An 18,692-nucleotide genomic window follows, 5' to 3' on the forward strand; every position below is an offset into this window, starting at 1 on the left:
TGCATCGCAGCACGATAAAACCATGCTGATCGAGATCAGCCGCGCCCGCGATACGGCGGAACGCCCTGATCGGGTATCCACAATCCCGCCGGTGGCGCCCCAGTCTGCCAGAACACGTCGATCGGAATGCCCCCCCGGGGATACCAATAGCCGCCGATACGCAGCCATTGCGGCTTCATCTCGTGAGCCAGCCGTTCACCGATTCCGACCGTGCAATCCTCATGGAACGCCGCATGGTTGCGAAACGATCCGAGGAACAGCTTGAGCGATTTGGATTCGACGATCGTGGCGCCGGGCAGATAGTCGATCACCAGATGCGCGAAATCGGGCTGGCCCGTTACCGGGCACAGCGAGGTGAACTCGGGCGCGACGAAGCGCACGGCATAGCTGCGCCCGGGGCGCGGGTTCGGTACGTAATCGAGTATCGCCTCTTCGGGCGAGGGTGGCAGCGTGCTGGCATGGCCGAGATGGAGCGTCATGCGGCGCCAGATAGGCGCGCGATCGACCGGATGCTACCGTCAGCTCGCCAATATGGTGCGGGTGACGATCACGGTAAATTAATTAAAAATGAAATGATTTGCGGCAAACGCATCCGATCTGGACGATCGGAGCGGGACAAAGCTTGTGATTTTCAAATTCCTGCGGGACAAAAAGGCGGCGACGGCAATCGAATATGGCCTGATCGCGGCATTGATCGCAGTGGCTGCGATTTCGGCGATGGGTGGCTTGGGCAACAAGCTGAAGACCACGTTCAACAATGTATCGAGCAATATGAAGGCAACGTAAGCGCGGCATCTTTCCGGGCATTTCGCTGGGATCGCTCGCGCCACTTTCGCGTCACCCGCCAGGCACGCTAAGGGCCGGGCATGGAATCGCTTGTCTCCACGAAATGGCTGGCCGATACGCTCGGCGCCCCCGATCTGCGCATCGCGGATTGCTCCTGGTTTCTCCCCGGCGACGGGCGTGATGGCGCCTCGGAATATCGCGACGCGCACATTCCAGGCGCGGTGTTCCTCGATCTCGCCGAGATCGTGGATACGGCAAATCCTGCGCCGATGATGCTGCCGCCGGTGGAGAAGTTCGCCAGCCGGATGGCCGCACTGGGCCTCGGGGATGGGACGCGCATCGTGCTTTATGACGAGTCGCCGCATCATACGGCCGCGCGCGCGTGGATGATGATGCGCAGCTTTGGCGTGCCCGATGTCGCGATCCTGGATGGGGGGCTCGCGAAATGGCGCGCCGAGGGCCGGCCGCTGACCGACGATCCGACGCCGCCACGCCCGCGCCATATCTCGCCGCGCACGCATGGTGCGGGGGTGCGGGATATGGCGGCGATGCGCGCAAACCTCGGCACACAGGCGGAGCAGGTGGTGGACGCACGCTCGGCGGCGCGCTTCGCGGGAGAAGAGCCGGAGCCACGCCCCGGCGTGGTGCCTGGCCATATCCCCGGCGCGGTCAACATCCCTTATGGCCGCTTCTTCAATGGCGACGGAACATGGCTGTCGCGCGAGGCACTGGCCGGCGTGTTCGCCGAAAACGGCGTCGATCTTGACCGGCCACTGGTGGCCACGTGCGGCTCCGGCGTCACCGCCTCGATCATCGCCTTTGCCGCGCATCTGCTCGGTCGTGATGTGGCGGTCTATGACGGTAGCTGGGCCGAATGGGGCGCAAGCCCGGACCTGCCGAAGGAGACCGGCCGGTGAGCGGCGATAATGGCAAGATCGCCGACGCCACCCGCGTCGTTTCGGCCGGGCGCCGAAAGGAATGGACCGGCGGCGTCGTCAACGCCCCTGTCTGGCGCGCCTCGACGATCCTGTATGACGACGTTGCCCATCTGCGCGAGTATGCGCGTACCGACACGCACCATCGGCTGTTCTACGGCAGACGCGGCACCCCGACTCAATGGAGCTTCGCCGATGCGCTGACCGAGCTGGAGCCTGGCGCGGAGGCGACCTTCCTCTATCCCTCCGGCGTGGCCGCGATTGCCGCCGCGCTGCTCAGCGTCCTGTCGCCCGGCGACGAACTGCTGATGCCGGACTCCGCTTATGATCCCACGCGCTCGCTGGCGAACGGGCTGCTCAGGCGGATGGGGATCGCGACGCGCTTCTACGATCCACTGATCGGCGCCGGCATCGCCGATCTGATCGGCGAACGAACGCGCGCCATCTTCATGGAGAGCCCCGGCAGCCTCACCTTCGAGGTGCAGGACGTGCCCGCGATCGTTGCGGCGGCCAGGGCGCGCGGGATCGTCACCCTGCTCGACAATACCTGGGCGACGCCGCTCAATTTCCGCGCGATCGAGCGCGGGGTGGATTATTCGATCCTTGCCTGCACGAAATATGTCGTCGGTCATTCGGATGTGATGCTCGGATCGGTGACGGCGGCGAAAGGGCGCTTCGCGAGGTTGCGCGATACCAGCTTTCAGCTCGGACAGGTCGCCAGCCCGGACGATTCCTGGCTCGGCAGCCGGGGCCTGCGGACGATGCACCTCCGGCTGGAGCGGCATCACCACAGCGCGCTTGCCATCGCCCGCTGGCTGGAAACCCGGCCTGAGGTGGCACGTGTGCTGCATCCTGCGCTGCCCTCCTGCCCCGGCCACGCCTTGTTCGCGCGCGATTTCAGCGGCGCGAGCGGATTGTTCTCGTTCGCGCTCGATGGCGGCGGCGAGCGGGAGCGCGCGGCGCTGATCGATGGGCTCGATCACTTCGGGATCGGTTATTCCTGGGGCGGCTTCGAGAGCCTCGCGCTCCCGGTCGACCCGGAGAAATACCGTAGCGTGACGACGCCTGATTTCGGCGGGCCGCTCGTGCGGCTCCAGATCGGCCTGGAGGACGCGGACGATCTGATCGCGGATCTGGAACGCGGGCTGGACAGGTTTCGCGCCGCGCTGGGCTGAGCCCGTCCGGCGCCGGTCGGCCCCCGTTTACTTGGGGGTCGCCGCCCGTGCGTCCTGACCGTCACCCTCCGGCGCGGCGACGATATCGCGGGTGGTCTGCCCCTTGTCGACCACGTTGGTCTTGGGATCGCCCACGGAGGAACGGATGCCGGCGTCCGCCGTGCCGCCGGTCTGGCCGATCGTCGCCGCCTCGGCCGGATCGCGCCGCGCGGCGCCGAACAGCGCTTCCAGCGTCTGGGTCTGCGCGGCGTTGTTCGCCTGAACGCGCGCTGCGCCCGGGGTGGGCGGAACGAGCGCGAAATCGGGCGGGATCACCAGCGAGGGCTGGCGCGCGACGGCGAACTCGTCGGGGCGCGCCCGATCGTAGCCGCGCTTGCCGCAACCGGCGAGCAGGGCGAGCGCGGCGATGCCGGCTCCGGCGACGACGATCTTACGCATTATCGATTCTCCACAGGCTTGCCGGGCTTGTCGCGCATCAGGAGCGCGCGCACCAGCAGGATAAGCACACCAATCGTAATCGCCGCATCGGCGACATTGAAGACCAAAAACGGACGCCACTCGCCGAAATGCAGGTCGGCGAAATCGACGACATAGCCGAACCGCACCCGATCGACGATGTTGCCGATCGCCCCGCCCAGCACCAGCCCGAGCGCGATCTGATCAACGCGGTTCCTCTCGCGCCACATCCAGAACAATACGCCCGCCGCGATCGCGCCGGTCAACGCCACCAGCAGCCAGCGCCCCGTCTCGCTCTCCGCGCGCAACATGCCCAGGCTGACGCCCACGTTCTGCACGAAGCGCAGATCGAAGATCGGCGCGATCTCGCGCACCGCGCCGAGATAATCGAGCCCGAGCGGCCCGGTGACGATCCATTTGACGAGCTGATCGAGCACGAACAGCGCCGCCGCCGCGATCAGCCCGATGCGGGGGATAGTGCGCGTCATGCCGTCACCCCGGCGACGACCTTGGCGCAGCGGTTACACAGCCCGTCATCCTCCGCGACCTCCGGCAGCAACCGCCAGCAGCGCCCGCATTTGTGATAGTCGGTGCGCGCCACAGTCACGTCGTCGCCCGGCGAAACCTGCGCCACGATGAACGCTTCCGCAAGCGCATCCGCCGCGAGCGGCATTTCCGGCACCGTCACCTCGGCCTCCAGGCTGGAGCGGACGATCTTCTCGCGGCGCAGCGGCTCGATCGCTTCGGTCACGCGCACGCGAAGGGCGCGGACGGCGAGCCAGCGCTGGCTTACGTCCTCGCCGCTTTCGACGGGCAATTCCGGCCATTCGAGGAGATGCACCGATCCATCCTCGCTCGGGAAGCGCGACTGCCACACTTCCTCCGCGGTGAAGGTCAGCACCGGCGCGGCCCAGCGCGTCAGCGCGTGAAACAGCACGTCCAGCATCGTGCGATAGGCGCGCCGCTTCGTATCGGTCGGCGCATCGCAATAGAGCGAATCCTTGCGGATATCGAAGAAGAACGCCGACAGATCCTCGTTCGCGAAATCGCTCAGCAGGCGGACGTAGGTATTGAAGTCAAAGTCCGCGATCGCCTGCCGAAGCTGGCCGTCGAGCGCGTGGACGAGATGGAGCATGTAGCGCTCCAGCTCCGGCCATTCGGCAACCGGCAGCCGCTCGCCCTCGTCGAACCCGTCGAGCGCGCCGAGCAGATAGCGGAAGGTGTTGCGCAGCTTGCGATACTGATCGGCCACGCCGGCGAGGATTTCCTTCCCGATGCGATGGTCCTCGGTGAAATCCACCGACAGCGCCCACAGCCGCAGGATATCCGCGCCATATTCCTTCATCAGATCGAGCGGATTGACGGTGTTGCCCAGCGACTTGGACATTTTCATGCCCTTGGCATCCATCGTGAAGCCGTGCGTCAGCACCGCGTCATAAGGCGCCCGCCCGCGCGTGCCGCAGCTTTCCAGCAACGATGACTGGAACCAGCCGCGATGCTGGTCGGACCCCTCGAGATAAAGGTCCGCCGGCCAGCGCAGTTCGGGCCAGCGGCCGCTATCCAGCACGAACGCGTGGGTGCAGCCTGAATCGAACCACACGTCGAGAATGTCGGTGACGCGCTCGTAATCGGCGAAATCGTAATCCGGGCCGAGCAGCGCGGGCGCGGCCTCGTCGCTCCACGCATCGACGCCCTCGGCGCGGAAGGCCGCGACGATCCGCGCGTTGACCGCCGGATCGCACAGCTCTTTCCCCGTCTTGCGGTTCACGAACAAGGCGATCGGCACCCCCCACGCGCGCTGGCGGGAGATCACCCAATCGGGCCGCCCCTCCACCATCGCGCCGATGCGGTTACGCCCCTTCTCAGGCACGAACCGTGTCGCGGCGATCGCGGCGACCGCCTTCTGGCGCAGCGTGTCGCCGCCTTCGATCGGCTTGTCCACCGGGATGAACCATTGCGGCGTGCAGCGGAAGATCACCTTCGCCTTGGAACGCCACGAATGCGGATAGCTGTGCTTGAAATCGTCCGACGCCGCGAGCAGCGCCCCCGCCGCGCGCAGGTCGGTGCAGATCGGCCCATCGCTGGCGACGAACTTCTTGTTGATGACGCTGCCCTGCCCGCCGAGCCACGCCCAATCCTCGCGGTAGAAGCCGCTCGCATCGACCGCGAACACAGGGTCGATGCCGTTCGCCTTGCACAGCTCGAAATCGTCCTCGCCGTGGTCCGGGGCCATGTGGACAAGGCCTGTGCCGGCGTCCGTGGTGACGAAATCGCCGGCGAGGAACGGACGGGGCTTCGCGAAGAAGCCGCCGAGGTGGTGCATAGGGTGATGGGCGACCGCTCCGGCGAGCTTAGCTCCGAGAAAAGGCTCGGATAAGCCGACGTCCGCCTCGACTTTTTGGCCTGATAGGTCGCCAGCCAACTCATTCGTTTCGGCTCGCTCAAGTCGACTCACAAAGGAATCGACCAAAGTCTTGGCAACAATATATGGGCCTTCTCGCTTACATCCTTCAAGCACCGTCTTGCCCGGGTCATCCGAGAAGAAATAGCGAAGATTTATAACAACATACTCAACCTCCGGCCCATAAGCCAACGCCTGATTGACCGGGATCGTCCACGGCGTCGTCGTCCAGATCACCGCATGCGCGCCGACCAGTTCCGGCGCGTTCGGCGCCTCGACGATCTCGAACGCAACGTCGATCTGGGTGGAGGTGATGTCCTCATATTCCACCTCGGCCTCGGCCAGAGCGGTCTTTTCGACGGGCGACCACATCACCGGCTTCGCCCCGCGATAGAGCTGGCCGCTCTCGGCGAACTTCATCAGCTCGCCGACGATCGTCGCCTCAGCGGCATAGTCCATCGTGAGATAGGGCTTGTCCCAGTCGCCGTTGATGCCGAGCCGCTTCAATTGCTCGCGCTGGGTGTTGACCCAATGCTGGGCATAGGCGCGGCATTCGGCGCGGAATTCGCGCGGCGGCACCTCGTCCTTGTTCAGCTTCTTCTTGCGATATTCCTCCTCGACCTTCCATTCGATCGGCAGGCCGTGGCAATCCCAGCCGGGCACATAGGGCGCGTCCTTCCCCAGCAGCGTCTGGGTGCGGACAACCATGTCCTTCAGGATGTGGTTCAGCGCATGGCCGATGTGCATGTCGCCGTTGGCATAGGGCGGGCCATCGTGAAGGATGAACTTCTCCCGGCCGTTCCGCGCCTCGCGCAGCCGCTGGTACAGGCCCAGCTTCTGCCAGCGTTCCAGGATCGCAGGCTCCTTCTGCGGCAGCCCGGCCTTCATCGGGAAATCTGTCTTCGGCAGGAAGACGGTGTCGCGCCAGTCGCGCTTGGTGGTGTCGGATGCGTCAGCCATGAGTGCGCGCGGCATTAGCGCGGGAATATGGCCGCGTCATGCCGAATGTGCGTTGCCCGTTACGCGGCAAGGATCGCCCGCGCGCGATCGCAATCCGCGCCCATCTGCGCCACCAGTGCTTCGAGTGTGTCGAACTTCGCCTCGGGGCGCAGATAGTCGATCAGTTCCACCTCGATCCGCTGGCCGTAAAGGTCTTCGCCGAAGTCGAAGAAATATGGCTCCAGCAGTTCCTTGGGCGGATCGAAGCTCGGCCGGATGCCGAGATTCGCTGCGCCGTCGAGCACGCGGCCATCCGCGAGCCGCCCGCGCACGGCGTAGATGCCGTAGGCGGGGCGCAGATATTTGCCCATGTCGATATTGGCGGTGGGATAGCCGATCTCGCGCCCCAGCTTGTCGCCGTGCTGCACCTGCCCCTCGATCGCCCATGGCCGGGTGAGCAGCCGCGCAGCCTCGCGCGGATTGCCGGAACGCAGCGCATCGCGGATGCGGCTGGAGGATACGGGCGCGCCATCGAGCATCACCGCGTCGACTGTCGCAGCGGTGAAGCCGTAACGCGCGCCGAAAGCGGCGAGCGCGGCTGTATTGCCGCTCTTGTTGTGGCCGAAGGTGAAATCCTCGCCGGTCACGACGCCGCCCACCCGCAGCAGCCCGGCGAGCCGATTGCGGACGAAAGCCTCGGCGGAAAGCGCGGCCAGCTCGCCGTCGAACTGGAGGACGATCATCCCGTCCACGCCGGCATCCGCGAACAGCCGCTCGCGCTGATCGAGCGTGGAGAGGCGGAACGGCGGCGTGGCGGGGAGGAAGTGGCGCACCGGATGCGGATCGAACGTGGCGACCAGCGCGGGCCGCCCCTCCGCGCGCGCCTGCTCGACCGCGCGACCAACCACCGCCTGGTGTCCCAGGTGGAAACCGTCAAAATTTCCGAGCGCGACGATGCCCCCCGCGAGGTGCGGCGGGATCGCCGAGCCGCCGTCCAGCCGCTCCATGCGGTGCGCCTTAGGGGGCGGCAGTGCCGATCGCAATGGTGGCGTCAGCGTGTCGCGCCGGCATCGGTCGCGGCGCTGATCGAAGTCGGCAGGCGGGACGAAAGCGTTCGCACCAGCGTTTCGAAGCGATTGCCCTGAACGCGGATCTCGTTGAAGCTGGGCGGCGTCTGGCGCAACCGCTTCGACAGCGTCCCCGCCCCGATCAGGCGCACGCGCCAGCCATCACGGTCGTAAGGGATGTCGAACGGATCGTGCACATGCCCGGAAAGCACCGCATGTGCGCCCGCCTCCGCAAATGCGGCGAGCGCCCGCGCGCCGCCGCGCGTGCGGCCCGATCCGGTCGTCGGCCCCTCGATCAGCGGATGATGCCCGGCGACGAAGATCAGATTGCCTTTCGGCGCATCGGCGATCAGCGCCAGCGCGTTCGAGAGCGAATTCCGGCTCACCCGCCCCTTCGACCAGTTCCAGCGAAGCTGCGCGCGCGCGGTGGTCTTGAGCGGGATGATCGATATGCCGTCGATCTCGAGCGGACGCTCGATAAGCTTCTCGGCCGCGCCATAGCGGCGATAAGGCGTGAACAATCGCCGGAGCGGATCCCAGTAATAAGGCAGATCGTGGTTGCCGACCTCCAGCGTCACCGGCACGCCGAGCGCGCGCAACCACCGCCCGCCCGCGTCGAACTCCCATCGGCGCGCGCGCATCGTGAGGTCGCCGGTCATGATGACGGCATCGGGTTTCTCTTCGGCGACGCGCTCGGCAAACCAGTCGAGCGCCGCCGGATCCTCCGCGCCGAAGTGGATGTCGCTGACGTGGAACAGCCTGGTCGTCACGCTTTACTCGCCTGTTGCGCCCTAATCGAAACGGCTTAGAGCGGTTTGCAACGATAGCAAAGATTGCGATGGAGAGCGCGTGAGCGAGATTGCCACGATCCTGACCGAGTCGATCGAGCGGCTGCTCGACGCGCGGCTTGACGAACGGACGATGCATGCCGCCCGGTCCGGCGAATGGCCCGATGAGCTGTGGCGCGCGCTGGAGGATCAGGGCGTGCCCCTGGCGCTGGTTCCGGAAAGCGCCGGCGGGTTCGGGCTCGATCCGCGCGATGCGCTGGAACTGATCCGGCTGTTCGGTCGCCATGCCGTGCCGCTGCCGCTCGGCGAAACCATGCTCGCCAACGCGACACTGGCGGAGGCGGGCCTGCCGTTGGCGGACGGCCCCGCCGCGCTGGTGCCGCAGGGCGGCGACGCGCGGGTCGCATGGGGGCGATATTGCCGGACGTTCGTGGTGGAGACATCGGCGGGGATCGGCCGGATCGATACGGGTGTCGTGACCGAGCGCGAGAGTGCGAACATCGCCGGCCTGCCGCGCGACTCGCTGCGCCTACCGTACCCTCGCCATTCCGCCACGATCGCGGGCGGGCTGATCGAGCGCGGCGCACTGGTTCGCGCCCTGCAATGCGCCGGGGCGCTCGAACGGGTGCTCGAGATGACGGTCGCCCATGTATCCGATCGTGTGCAGTTCGGTCGTCCGCTGGCGAAATTCCAGGCGATCCAGCAGGAACTGGCGAAGCTGGCGGGCGAAGTCGCGGCGGCGTCGGCGGCTGCGGATCTCGCCGCTGACGCGCTGCTCGACGATCCGCAGGCGGCTGGCTTCGCGATCGCGGTCGCACGTGTCCGGATCGGCGAGGCGGTTGGCCGGGCGAACGGCATCGCGCATCAGCTTCACGGCGCGATCGGCTTCACCGCGGAGCATCGTCTGCACCTTTTCACCACCAGCCTGTGGGGGTGGCGCGACGAATTCGGCGGCGCGGCCTACTGGGCGAAGATCGTCGGCTACCGTGCGTTATCCGCCGGCCCCGAAGGCTATTGGCCGATGGTGGCCGCAGCATGACCGGGTTCCGCTTCCCCTCCCCGCCGCCATCACCCGCGGCAGAGGAATTGCGTGGTGAGGTCCGCGCGTTCCTGGCGGCGCAGCTCGCGACGCGCCCGCCAGTGTCCCGCGCCGAAAGCTGGAACGGCTTCGATCGCGATTTCAGCCGCGCGATGGGAGCGCGGGGATGGCTCGGCATGACCTGGCCGAAACGGTATGGCGGGCATGAGCGCAGCGCGTTCGAGCGCTATGTCGTGGTGGAGGAGACGCTCGCCGCCGGCGCACCGGTAGCGGCGCACTGGATCGCGGACCGGCAGAGCGGGCCAAGCCTGCTCAAGTTCGGCACCGAGGAGCAGAAGGCGACGATACTGCCCGGCATCGCGGCGGGCGAAACCGTGTTCTGCATCGGGATGAGCGAGCCGGATTCCGGTTCCGATCTTGCGGCGACGCGCACCCGCGCTACGCCGGTGGACGGCGGCTGGCGCGTGACCGGTACGAAATTGTGGACCACCGGCGCGCATCATGCCGACTATATGATCCTGTTCTGCCGCACGAGCGGCGCCTCCACCGACCGGCAGGCCGGCACCAGCCAGTTGCTGGTCGATATGCATGCCACGGACGGCATGACGATCCGCCCGATCATCGATCTCGCCGGGCAGCACCATTTCAACGAGGTGCACTTCGAAGACGCGTTCATCCCCGCGTCCGCGCTCATCGGCAGGGAAGGCGACGGCTGGAACCAGGTGATGAGCGAGCTGGCGTTCGAGCGCAGCGGGCCGGAGCGTTTCCTGTCGTCGATGCAATTGCTGCTCGAACTGATCGCGGTGCTGCGCGACGCGCCCGGCGATGCCGCGCGGCTGGCGCTGGGGCGGCTCACCGCGCATCTGGTGGTGCTGCGGCGGCTGTCGCGCGGGGTGGCGGCGTTGCTGGAGGCGGGCGAGAACCCCGCCGTGCACGCCGCGATCGTGAAGGATCTCGGCGCGACGTTCGAGCAGGACATGCCGGAAATCGCACGCAGCCTGGTCGATGCCGAGCCGGATCGCGCCTCGACCTGCGATTTCGTCGCGGTGCTGGCGCATACGATGCTCAACGCGCCCAGCTTCTCGCTGCGCGGCGGCACGCGCGAGATATTGCGCGGCATCATCGCGCGCGGGCTGGGGGTGCGCTGACACCCCCGGCCCCACGCCGCGCCGGCGCTCAGCTGACGTGCACGGACTTCGTGATCATGTGCGCCTCGATGCCCTCCGGCCCGTCCTCGGAGCCGAACCCCGAGTCTTTCACGCCGCCGAACGGCGCGTCCGGCCATGAGGCGCGCACGTTGTTGATGCACACCATGCCCGATTCCACCGCGTCGCCCAGGATCGCCTGACGGCGCCCGTTCTCGGTGAAGCAATAGGAAGCCAGCCCGAAGGGCAGCCGGTTCGCCTGCTCGATCGCCTCGTCCAGCGTCCCGAAGCGGCGCAGCAGCGCGAGCGGGCCGAACGGCTCGTCGTTCATCGCCTTCGCTTCCAGCGGAACGTCCGCGATGACGGTGGGGCGATAGAAAAAGCCGTCGCCCTCCCCGCGCCCGCCGCCCACCAGCACGCGCGCGCCGATCTCGCGCGCGTTCTCGACCAGCGCCTCGATCGCTTCGGGGCGCCGTGGATTGGCCAGCGGCCCCATCTTCGTTCCCGCGGCGCTGCCGTCGCCGACGGCCAGGGCGCGCGTGCGATCGGCAAACCCGGCGGCGAACCGGTCATAGATGCCGTCCTGCACATAGAAACGCGTCGGTGCCACGCAGACCTGCCCCGCATTGCGGAACTTGTGCGCGACAACCATGTCCAGCGTCTTCTCCAGATCGCAATCGTCGAACACCAGCACCGGCGCGTGGCCGCCCAGCTCCATCGTCATCTTCATCACGCTGTCCGCCGCCAGCCGCATCAGATGCTTGCCGACCGGCACCGAGCCGGTGAAGCTGAGCTTGCGCGTGACCGGCGAGGCGAGCAATGTGCGCGACACCGTATCCGGCACGCCGAATACGATCTGCGCCACATCGCCGGGCAATCCGGCATCCTGGAAACACCGCAGGATCGCCGCTGCGCTCGCGGGGGTTTCCTCGCTCGGCTTCAGGATCACCGAACAGCCTGATGCGATCGCCGGCGAAAGCTTGCGCACGACATTGAGCAGCGGAAAATTCCACGCGCAGAACGCCGCGACCGGGCCGACCGGCTGCTTCAGAACAAGGCTGCGTGATCCCGCCGGGCGTGGCAGCACGCGGCCGTAGATGCGCGTCGCCTCGCCAGCATGGAATTCGAGGATGCCCGCCGCGCCCAGCGCCTCGCCGCGCGCTTCGACGATCGGCTTGCCCTGTTCCTCGGTGGCAATGGCGGCGAGCTCGTCGGCGCGTTCGCGGATCAGCGCCGCCGTGCGCGAAAGGACAGCCGCGCGCTGCTCGCCCGGCGTCTTGCGCCATGCGTGAAAGCCGCGCTCGGCCACCTCCAGCGCCTCTTGCAGGTCTGCCGCCGATGCATGCGGAACGGTGCCGATCACCGCGCCGGTCGCCGGATTGAGCACCTCCTGTTCCTCGCGACCGCCGCCCGTGCGCCATTCGCCGGCAATATAAAGCCCGCGTGCGGGGCGATCGTTCTGGCTCATCTTGCTCACCTTGCTTGAAGCTGGATTTCGCTCGGGAGATGCGATCGCCTCCGCCCGCTGTCCACCCCTCCGGCCAAAAAGAGCCGGCGGTTGGCCTGACTGGCCCGCGCTGCTACGCGGCGGCGAAACCGCCGACTCCGGCACCCGCCACGAACTTCGAGGAAGAAACATGATCCCGCGCTATTCCCGCCCGGAGATGACCGCGCTCTGGTCCGCCGAAACGCGCTTTCGCATCTGGTTCGAGATCGAGGCGCACGCCACCGACGCGCTTGCCGATCTCGGCGTGGTGCCGAAGGAGGCCGCCGCCGCCCTGTGGCGCTGGTGGGATACCAATCCGGCGATCGACGTTCCCGCGATCGATGCGATCGAGGCGGTGACCAAGCATGATGTGATCGCCTTCCTCACCTGGGTGGCCGAGCATGTCGGCGACGAGGCGCGGTTCATGCATCAGGGCATGACCAGCTCGGACGTGCTCGATACCTGCCTGTCGGTGCAGCTCACCCGCGCGGCCGATATCCTGCTCGCCGATCTCGACGCGCTGCTCGACGTGCTCAAGCGCCGCGCCCATGAGCACAAGCTGACGCCCACGATCGGCCGCAGCCACGGCATCCACGCGGAGCCGGTGACGTTCGGGCTGAAGCTGGCCGAAGCCTATGCCGAGTTCAGCCGCAACCGCGATCGCCTCGCCTTCGCCCGCGCCGATATCGCGACGTGTGCGATATCGGGCGCGGTGGGCACGTTCGCCAATATCGATCCGGCGGTGGAGGCGCATGTCGCAGCCAAGCTGGGCCTGTCGGTCGAGCCGGTCTCCACGCAGGTGATACCGCGCGATCGCCACGCGATGTTCTTCGCGACGCTGGGGGTGATCGCCTCGTCGATCGAGCGGCTTGCGGTGGAGGTGCGGCATCTCCAGCGCACCGAGGTGCTGGAGGCGGAGGAATATTTCTCGCCCGGCCAGAAGGGCTCGTCGGCGATGCCGCACAAGCGCAACCCGGTGCTGACCGAAAACCTCACCGGCCTCGCCCGGATGGTGCGCGGCTATGTCACGCCCGCGCTGGAGAATGTCGCGCTGTGGCATGAGCGCGACATCAGCCACTCGTCCGTCGAGCGCTATATCGGCCCGGATGCCACGATCACGCTCGATTTCGCGCTGTCGCGGCTGACCGGGGTGATCGACAAGCTGCTCGTCTATCCGGAGCGGATGCAGAAGAACCTCGATCGCATGGGCGGCCTCGTGCATTCGCAGCGCGTTCTGCTGGCGCTGACGCAGGCGGGGGTGAGCCGGGAGGATTCGTACCGGCTCGTGCAGCGCAACGCGATGAAGGTGTGGGAATCCGACGGCGCCCTGTCACTCGCCGAGCTGCTCAAGAACGATCCCGAGGTGACGGCCGCGATTTCGCCGCAGGAAATCGACGCGCGTTTCGATCTCGGCTATCACCTGAAGCATGTCGATACGATCTTCGGTCGCGTGTTCGGCTAGCATCGGAACGGGCCGAGCAGCGTCTCGTAACGCTCGAGCGCCGGCGCGCCCGGCACGGTGATGCCGGCGCGCAGGAGGAAGGCATGGCGGATGATTTCCGCCTGCTGCTCGATCCCGTAACGCTTCAGCGGCCAGCCGGGCACGAAGCTGTAGTGGTAGCGGCAGAACGGGTGCCGCGCGATCGGCAGGCACACGCCGCGCTGATGCTGCCATACGTGGCACATCTCGTGGACGAACAGCCCTTGCAGATCGGTCGGCGCACAGGCGAAATCGTCGCGATAGCTTGCCCCGCGCGGATGGAAGTGGATCGTGCCGCGCGGCGCCATCACCACGTCGCGCGGCTGGAAGAACGCCCAGCGCCGCCGCGCGATTCGCACCGCGCCATAATCGATCGCATCGCCGAACATCGACCGGGCGAGCGCGATCTCCCCGGCGGTGAGGGCCCGGTCGCTCACTATCGTGCGCTCATCCCTTGGGCGGTGGATCGCCGGCGCCGACGACATCGGCCTGCTGCTGGATCCGCAGACCGTCGGCGAAGGTGAACGTGAAGGCGATCTGCCCGCCCGGCTTCACGCTCGGGTTCACGTCGAACAGCATCGCATGCTGCCCTCCCGGCGCGAACCGCACGGTCTGGCGCGCGGGTACGCGCACCTGTTGAATCGCGTCCATCGTCATCGCGCCGTTGGCGCCCGCTTTCATCTCGTGCATCTCGGTGCGGACCGCGACATCGGTGGAGATGTTGATGAGCGTGGCGTCCGCCGCGCCGCCGTGGATCGTGAAATAGGCCGCCGCCGGCCGGCCGGTCACCGCCGGAAGCCGCACCCAGGCGTTGCTGACGGAAAGCTGCTTCTGCTGCGAACACCCGCCGAGCGCGGCCGCGGCGAGCAGGAAAGTGGCGAAGGTGCGCACGAGCGGTAACTCCTTATACGGAACAGCTTGTCAGAGCTAGCGATCTCCCTTTCTTGCGGCAAGGCGCACGCCACCTATATCGCGGCGGTCAACACCGTTTGCGCGTCGCCGCTTCACGGGACGCGGACGTAGGTAAATGTAGGGGCTAGAAGAGCACTCATGGCAAAAGTTATCGGTATCGACCTCGGCACCACCAATTCGTGCGTTTCGGTCATGGAGGGCGGCAAGCCCAAGGTGATCGAGAATGCGGAAGGTGCGCGCACCACGCCATCGATCGTCGCCTTCGCCAAGGATGGCGAGCGTCTGGTCGGGCAGCCGGCGAAGCGCCAGGCAGTCACCAACGGCGACAACACCATCTTCGCGGTGAAGCGCCTGATCGGCCGCCGCTTTGACGATCCGGTCACCAAGAAGGATACCGAGCTGGTTCCCTATCACATCGTGAAGGGTTCTAACGGCGACGCGTGGGTGCAGGCCGGCGGCAAGGATTACAGCCCTTCGCAGATCAGCGCCTTCACGCTGCAGAAGATGAAGGAGACCGCCGAGAGCTATCTGGGCGAGACGGTGACGCAGGCGGTCATTACCGTGCCGGCTTATTTCAACGACGCGCAGCGCCAGGCGACCAAGGACGCCGGCCAGATCGCCGGCCTCGAGGTGCTCCGCATCATCAACGAGCCGACCGCGGCGGCGCTCGCCTACGGGCTGGAGAAGCAGGACGGCAAGACGATCGCGGTCTACGATCTTGGCGGCGGCACGTTTGACGTCTCGATCCTCGAGATCGGCGATGGCGTGTTCGAGGTGAAGGCGACCAATGGCGATACCTTCCTGGGTGGTGAGGATTTCGACAGCAAGATCGTCGAATACCTGGCCGAGGGCTTCAAGAAGGACGAGGGCATCGACCTCACGAAGGACAAGCTCGCGCTCCAGCGTCTGAAGGAAGCGGCCGAAAAGGCGAAGATCGAGCTGTCGTCGGCGCAGTCGACCGAGGTGAACCTGCCGTTCATCACCGCCGACCAGAACGGCCCGAAGCATCTCGTCCGCACGATCACCCGCGCCGATCTGGAGCGGCTGGTCGAGGATCTCATCAAGCGCACGCTTGAGCCGTGCCGCAAAGCGCTGGCCGATGCCGGCATGAAGGCGGACGAGATCGCGGACGTCGTGCTCGTCGGCGGGATGACCCGCATGCCCCGCGTCCGCGAGGTCGTGAAGCAGTTCTTCGGCAAGGAGCCCCACACCGGCGTGAACCCGGATGAGGTCGTCGCGATGGGCGCCGCCATTCAGGCCGGCGTGCTGCAGGGCGACGTGAAGGACGTGCTGCTGCTCGATGTCACCCCGCTGTCGCTGGGTATCGAAACGCTGGGCGGCGTGTTCACCCGGATGATCGATCGCAACACGACGATCCCGACGAAGAAGTCGCAGACCTATTCCACGGCCGACGACAATCAGGGCGCCGTCACGATCCGCGTGTTCCAGGGTGAGCGCGAGATGGCGGCGGACAACAAGCTGCTCGGCCAGTTCGATCTGGTGGGCATCCCCCCCGCCCCGCGCGGCGTGCCGCAGATCGAGGTGACGTTCGATATCGACGCGAACGGCATCGTCAACGTCTCCGCGAAGGACAAGGGCACCGGCAAGGAGCAGCAGATCCGCATCCAGGCTTCGGGCGGCCTCAGCGACGCCGACATCGATCAGATGGTGCGCGACGCCGAGCAGTTCGCCGAGGAGGACAAGAAGCGCAAGGCGGCGGCCGAGGCGAAGAACAACGCCGAAAGCCTGATCCACACCACCGAACGTCAGCTTGCCGACAATGGCGACAAGGTCGACGAGGCGCTGAAGTCCGAGATCCAGGCCGGTATCGATGCGGCCAAGTCTGCGGTCGAAAGTGGTGACGTGGACGCGATGAACGAGAAGAGCCAGGCGCTTGCGCAGGTGGCGATGAAGCTCGGCCAGGCGATCTACGAAAAGCAGCAGCAGGCGGAAGCCTCACCGGCTGGCGCGGGTGCCGAGACTGCCGGCGCGCATGCCGGTGGCGAGGAAGTGGTCGACGCCGAATTCTCGGAAGTGGACGACAACAAGGCGTAAGTAGACGTGATCCGCGATCGTCATGCCGGCTCGCGCCGGTATCCCGGGCAGCTTTACCAGCCCGAGGCCCCGGTACCGCCCGGGGCGACGATCGGCGGATTACGCGGCGGGGGCCGTAAATGACCGAAGTTGATTTCTACGAATTGCTTGAGATCGATCGCAGCGCCGATGCTGCGACGATCAAGTCGGCCTATCGGAAGCTGGCGATGAAATATCACCCTGACAAGAATGACGGGTGCAAGGATCACGAGGCGAAGTTCAAGGCGGTCAGCGAAGCCTATGATTGTCTGAAGGATCCGCAGAAGCGCGCGGCTTATGATCGGTTCGGCCATGCCGCTTTCCAGAACGGCGGCGGCGGCGGGGCGCAGGATTTCGGCGGCTTCTCCGATATCTTCGAGAGCGTGTTCGGCGAGTTCATGGGCGGCGCGCGCGGCGGCCGCAACCAGCCGCGCCGTGGCGCGGATCTGCGCTACGACATGGAGATCACGCTCGAGGAAGCCTATCACGGCAAGACGGCCGAGATCACGATCGACGTCACCGCCTCATGCGAAAGCTGTCATGGCACGGGCGCGAAACCCGGCACCCACGCGCATACCTGCTCCACCTGCGCCGGACACGGCAAGGTGCGGGCGCAGCAGGGCTTCTTCGTGGTCGAGCGCGCCTGTCCGGTTTGCAGCGGATCGGGGCAGGTGATCGACGATCCGTGCCGCGATTGCCGTGGTGACGGGCGGGTCGAGCGTACCAAGACGCTGAGCGTCACCATCCCGGCCGGCGTGGACGAAGGCACCCGCGTGCGCATGACCGGCGAGGGCGAAGCCGGTCCGCGCGGCGCGGCGGCCGGCGATCTCTACATCTTCCTTCATCTCAAGCGTCACGCGATCTTCGAGCGCGAGGGCACGACGCTGTTCGCGCGCGCGCCGATCAGCTTTACCACCGCGGCGCTGGGCGGCACGCTTTCCATCCCCGGCCTCGACGGGCAGACTCACGAGTTGAAGATTCCGGTTGGCATCCAGTCCGGCAAGCAGCTTCGGCAGCGCGGTGCCGGCATGCCGGTGTTGCAGGGGCGCGGGCATGGTGATCTCGTGATCCAGATCGACGTGGAAACCCCGACCCGCCTTTCCACCCGCCAGCGCGAGCTGCTGGAAATGTTCCGCGAAACCGAAACCGGCGACGAATGCCCGGAAACGCAGGGCTTTTTCGCGCGGCTCAAGAATGCCTTTGCGGGGGATTGATCCGAAGGAGAACGATCATGCGTATTCTGTTGCCGGCCGCCATCGCCTTCGCCGCGCTCGCCTCGCCCGGGGCGGCGCGCGATCGCAATGCGGTGCCCGACGCGGTGGCGGACGGCAAGCCGCAGAGCTGCGTGCCGATCACCCAGCTTCGGGAGAGCCTGGTCCGCAACGATCGCGTGATCGATTTCCGCCTTTCCGGCGATCGCTATTACCGCGTCACCCTGCCGCAATCCTGCCCCGGGCTCGGCTCGGAACGGCGCTTCGCCTATCAGACGTCGCTGAGCCAGCTGTGCTCCACCGACATCATCACCGTGCTGTACACCTCGCCGGTAATGCGTGGCGCAAGTTGCGGCCTGGGTGAATTTCAGCCGGTGAGGATACCGAAGAAACGATAACCCTCTGGCATTCCTTCGCGGGCGCTGCTAGGCGCGCCACACCACGCACCCATAGCTCAGCTGGATAGAGCGCTGCCCTCCGAAGGCTGATGTCAAGCGGAACGAATGTGAGAAGGAGGTCGAAAAACACTTGAAATACAGCGCTTTGAGAGCACCGAGGTTGGCGCTTTCAACTCTCAGATTTTTCGCGTAAGCACCGCGTAAGCATAATGCACCCGTAGCTCAGCTGGATAGAGCGCCACCCTCCGAAGGTGGAGGCCACACGTTCGAATCGTGTCGGGTGCACCAAATTCCGCCGCCGGGCGCCGTTTATGCGCGTAAGCCGCACAGGCTACGATCGGCGCAAACTCAGTGTTTGCATGATCGTAGGCACGGCGGTCATCGACGGGAAAAAAGTTCGA

General features: G+C 66.4%; 18 protein-coding genes and 1 tRNA gene. 10 read left to right on the forward strand and 9 right to left on the reverse strand.

Going from position 1 to position 18,692, the window contains the following annotated elements; all coding sequences use genetic code 11:
* Nucleotides 1–35: 35 nt before the first annotated feature.
* On the reverse strand, nt 36–479 hold the full coding sequence (gene queF, locus ACM61V_RS11475) for a preQ(1) synthase (RefSeq protein ID WP_137786163.1): 444 nt from the start codon (nt 477–479) through the stop codon (nt 36–38).
* Nucleotides 480–627: 148 nt separating this feature from the next.
* Here queF and ACM61V_RS11480 point away from each other — a divergent pair, with 148 nt between their 5' ends.
* From ACM61V_RS11480 to metC, 3 genes are all read left to right on the forward strand, one after another.
* Nucleotides 628–786, forward strand: a complete 159-nt coding sequence (locus tag ACM61V_RS11480; protein ID WP_171007535.1) for a Flp family type IVb pilin — start codon at nt 628–630, stop codon at nt 784–786.
* Nucleotides 787–866: 80 nt separating this feature from the next.
* Entirely contained in the window at nt 867–1,703 is an 837-nt protein-coding gene (locus tag ACM61V_RS11485; RefSeq protein ID WP_137786164.1) for a sulfurtransferase, read from the forward strand.
* Nucleotides 1,661–2,896: a cystathionine beta-lyase gene (gene metC, locus ACM61V_RS11490; protein ID WP_137786165.1), complete on the forward strand. Its 1,236-nt coding sequence runs from the start codon at nt 1,661–1,663 to the stop codon at nt 2,894–2,896. Before ACM61V_RS11485 ends, metC begins: the two co-directional genes overlap by 43 nt.
* A 27-nt stretch (nt 2,897–2,923) precedes the next feature.
* On the opposite strand, the gene ACM61V_RS11495 is transcribed toward metC, so the two are convergent.
* Genes ACM61V_RS11495 through ACM61V_RS11515 form a run of 5 tightly spaced genes read right to left on the reverse strand, consistent with a single transcriptional unit; the run spans nt 2,924 to nt 8,529 of the window.
* Entirely contained in the window at nt 2,924–3,334 is a 411-nt protein-coding gene (locus tag ACM61V_RS11495; protein ID WP_137786166.1) for a DUF3035 domain-containing protein, read from the reverse strand.
* Nucleotides 3,334–3,840: a signal peptidase II gene (lspA, locus tag ACM61V_RS11500; RefSeq protein ID WP_137786167.1), complete on the reverse strand. Its 507-nt coding sequence runs from the start codon at nt 3,838–3,840 to the stop codon at nt 3,334–3,336. Before lspA ends, ACM61V_RS11495 begins: the two co-directional genes overlap by 1 nt.
* Complete coding sequence (gene ileS, locus ACM61V_RS11505; protein ID WP_137786168.1) at nt 3,837–6,713, reverse strand: isoleucine--tRNA ligase; 2,877 nt, start codon at nt 6,711–6,713, stop codon at nt 3,837–3,839. Before ileS ends, lspA begins: the two co-directional genes overlap by 4 nt.
* 59 nt (nt 6,714–6,772) lie before the next feature.
* Nucleotides 6,773–7,699, reverse strand: a complete 927-nt coding sequence (locus ACM61V_RS11510; protein ID WP_137786169.1) for a bifunctional riboflavin kinase/FAD synthetase — start codon at nt 7,697–7,699, stop codon at nt 6,773–6,775.
* Nucleotides 7,700–7,743: 44 nt separating this feature from the next.
* Nucleotides 7,744–8,529: a metallophosphoesterase family protein gene (locus ACM61V_RS11515; RefSeq protein WP_249341473.1), complete on the reverse strand. Its 786-nt coding sequence runs from the start codon at nt 8,527–8,529 to the stop codon at nt 7,744–7,746.
* Between the two features lie 79 nt (nt 8,530–8,608).
* On the opposite strand from ACM61V_RS11515, the gene ACM61V_RS11520 reads away from it, so the two are divergent.
* Together ACM61V_RS11520 and ACM61V_RS11525 are read left to right on the forward strand one after the other, a co-directional pair.
* A complete protein-coding gene (locus tag ACM61V_RS11520) occupies nt 8,609–9,586 on the forward strand; it encodes an acyl-CoA dehydrogenase family protein (protein WP_419714007.1) in 978 nt (325 codons plus the stop codon).
* The gene (locus ACM61V_RS11525) at nt 9,583–10,734 is read left to right on the forward strand and encodes an acyl-CoA dehydrogenase family protein (RefSeq protein ID WP_137786171.1); all 1,152 of its coding nucleotides are present in this window, start codon (nt 9,583–9,585) and stop codon (nt 10,732–10,734) included. The genes ACM61V_RS11520 and ACM61V_RS11525 overlap by 4 nt, the downstream gene beginning before the upstream one ends.
* A 28-nt stretch (nt 10,735–10,762) precedes the next feature.
* Here ACM61V_RS11525 and ACM61V_RS11530 read toward each other — a convergent pair whose 3' ends face one another.
* Entirely contained in the window at nt 10,763–12,199 is a 1,437-nt protein-coding gene (locus ACM61V_RS11530; protein WP_137786172.1) for an NAD-dependent succinate-semialdehyde dehydrogenase, read from the reverse strand.
* A 169-nt stretch (nt 12,200–12,368) separates the two neighbouring features.
* Between ACM61V_RS11530 and purB the strand changes: the two genes are divergently transcribed.
* Complete coding sequence (gene purB / locus ACM61V_RS11535; RefSeq protein ID WP_137786173.1) at nt 12,369–13,679, forward strand: adenylosuccinate lyase; 1,311 nt, start codon at nt 12,369–12,371, stop codon at nt 13,677–13,679.
* Here the strand turns inward: purB and ACM61V_RS11540 are convergent.
* Together ACM61V_RS11540 and ACM61V_RS11545 are read right to left on the reverse strand one after the other, a co-directional pair.
* Nucleotides 13,676–14,182 carry a vgr related protein gene (locus tag ACM61V_RS11540; RefSeq protein ID WP_137786174.1) on the reverse strand — a complete coding sequence of 169 codons (507 nt, stop codon included), beginning with the start codon at nt 14,180–14,182 and terminating at the stop codon, nt 13,676–13,678. The genes purB and ACM61V_RS11540 overlap by 4 nt on opposite strands.
* Nucleotides 14,145–14,588, reverse strand: coding sequence for a copper chaperone PCu(A)C (locus ACM61V_RS11545; RefSeq protein WP_137786175.1), 444 nt, complete (start codon nt 14,586–14,588; stop codon nt 14,145–14,147). Before ACM61V_RS11545 ends, ACM61V_RS11540 begins: the two co-directional genes overlap by 38 nt.
* Before the next feature lie 159 nt (nt 14,589–14,747).
* On the opposite strand from ACM61V_RS11545, the gene dnaK reads away from it, so the two are divergent.
* The 4 genes from dnaK (at nt 14,748) to ACM61V_RS11565 (ending at nt 18,579) form a co-directional block, all read left to right on the forward strand.
* Nucleotides 14,748–16,664, forward strand: a complete 1,917-nt coding sequence (gene dnaK, locus ACM61V_RS11550; protein WP_137786176.1) for a molecular chaperone DnaK — start codon at nt 14,748–14,750, stop codon at nt 16,662–16,664.
* A gap of 119 nt (nt 16,665–16,783) precedes the next feature.
* Nucleotides 16,784–17,896, forward strand: a complete 1,113-nt coding sequence (gene dnaJ, locus ACM61V_RS11555) for a molecular chaperone DnaJ (RefSeq protein ID WP_137786177.1) — start codon at nt 16,784–16,786, stop codon at nt 17,894–17,896.
* 17 nt (nt 17,897–17,913) lie between these two features.
* Entirely contained in the window at nt 17,914–18,291 is a 378-nt protein-coding gene (locus ACM61V_RS11560; protein WP_137786178.1) for a hypothetical protein, read from the forward strand.
* A 211-nt stretch (nt 18,292–18,502) separates the two neighbouring features.
* Nucleotides 18,503–18,579, forward strand: a tRNA-Arg gene (locus ACM61V_RS11565).
* Nucleotides 18,580–18,692: the final 113 nt, after the last annotated feature.

It is taken from the genome of Sphingomonas sp. TX0543, assembly GCF_048565505.1.
Taxonomy (GTDB): Bacteria; Pseudomonadota; Alphaproteobacteria; order Sphingomonadales; family Sphingomonadaceae; genus Sphingomonas.

Coding starts and splice junctions, on each gene's coding strand:
- lspA (WP_137786167.1), bottom strand. CDS start 3,840: ATGACGCGCACTATCCCCCGCATCGGGCTGATCGCGGCGGCGGCGCTG.
- ACM61V_RS11485 (WP_137786164.1), top strand. CDS start 867: ATGGAATCGCTTGTCTCCACGAAATGGCTGGCCGATACGCTCGGCGCC.
- ACM61V_RS11540 (WP_137786174.1), bottom strand. CDS start 14,182: ATGTCGTCGGCGCCGGCGATCCACCGCCCAAGGGATGAGCGCACGATA.
- queF (WP_137786163.1), bottom strand. CDS start 479: ATGACGCTCCATCTCGGCCATGCCAGCACGCTGCCACCCTCGCCCGAA.
- purB (WP_137786173.1), top strand. CDS start 12,369: ATGATCCCGCGCTATTCCCGCCCGGAGATGACCGCGCTCTGGTCCGCC.
- dnaK (WP_137786176.1), top strand. CDS start 14,748: ATGGCAAAAGTTATCGGTATCGACCTCGGCACCACCAATTCGTGCGTT.
- ACM61V_RS11495 (WP_137786166.1), bottom strand. CDS start 3,334: ATGCGTAAGATCGTCGTCGCCGGAGCCGGCATCGCCGCGCTCGCCCTG.
- ACM61V_RS11530 (WP_137786172.1), bottom strand. CDS start 12,199: ATGAGCCAGAACGATCGCCCCGCACGCGGGCTTTATATTGCCGGCGAA.
- dnaJ (WP_137786177.1), top strand. CDS start 16,784: ATGACCGAAGTTGATTTCTACGAATTGCTTGAGATCGATCGCAGCGCC.
- ileS (WP_137786168.1), bottom strand. CDS start 6,713: ATGGCTGACGCATCCGACACCACCAAGCGCGACTGGCGCGACACCGTC.
- ACM61V_RS11525 (WP_137786171.1), top strand. CDS start 9,583: ATGACCGGGTTCCGCTTCCCCTCCCCGCCGCCATCACCCGCGGCAGAG.
- metC (WP_137786165.1), top strand. CDS start 1,661: ATGGGGCGCAAGCCCGGACCTGCCGAAGGAGACCGGCCGGTGAGCGGC.
- ACM61V_RS11510 (WP_137786169.1), bottom strand. CDS start 7,699: ATGGAGCGGCTGGACGGCGGCTCGGCGATCCCGCCGCACCTCGCGGGG.
- ACM61V_RS11560 (WP_137786178.1), top strand. CDS start 17,914: ATGCGTATTCTGTTGCCGGCCGCCATCGCCTTCGCCGCGCTCGCCTCG.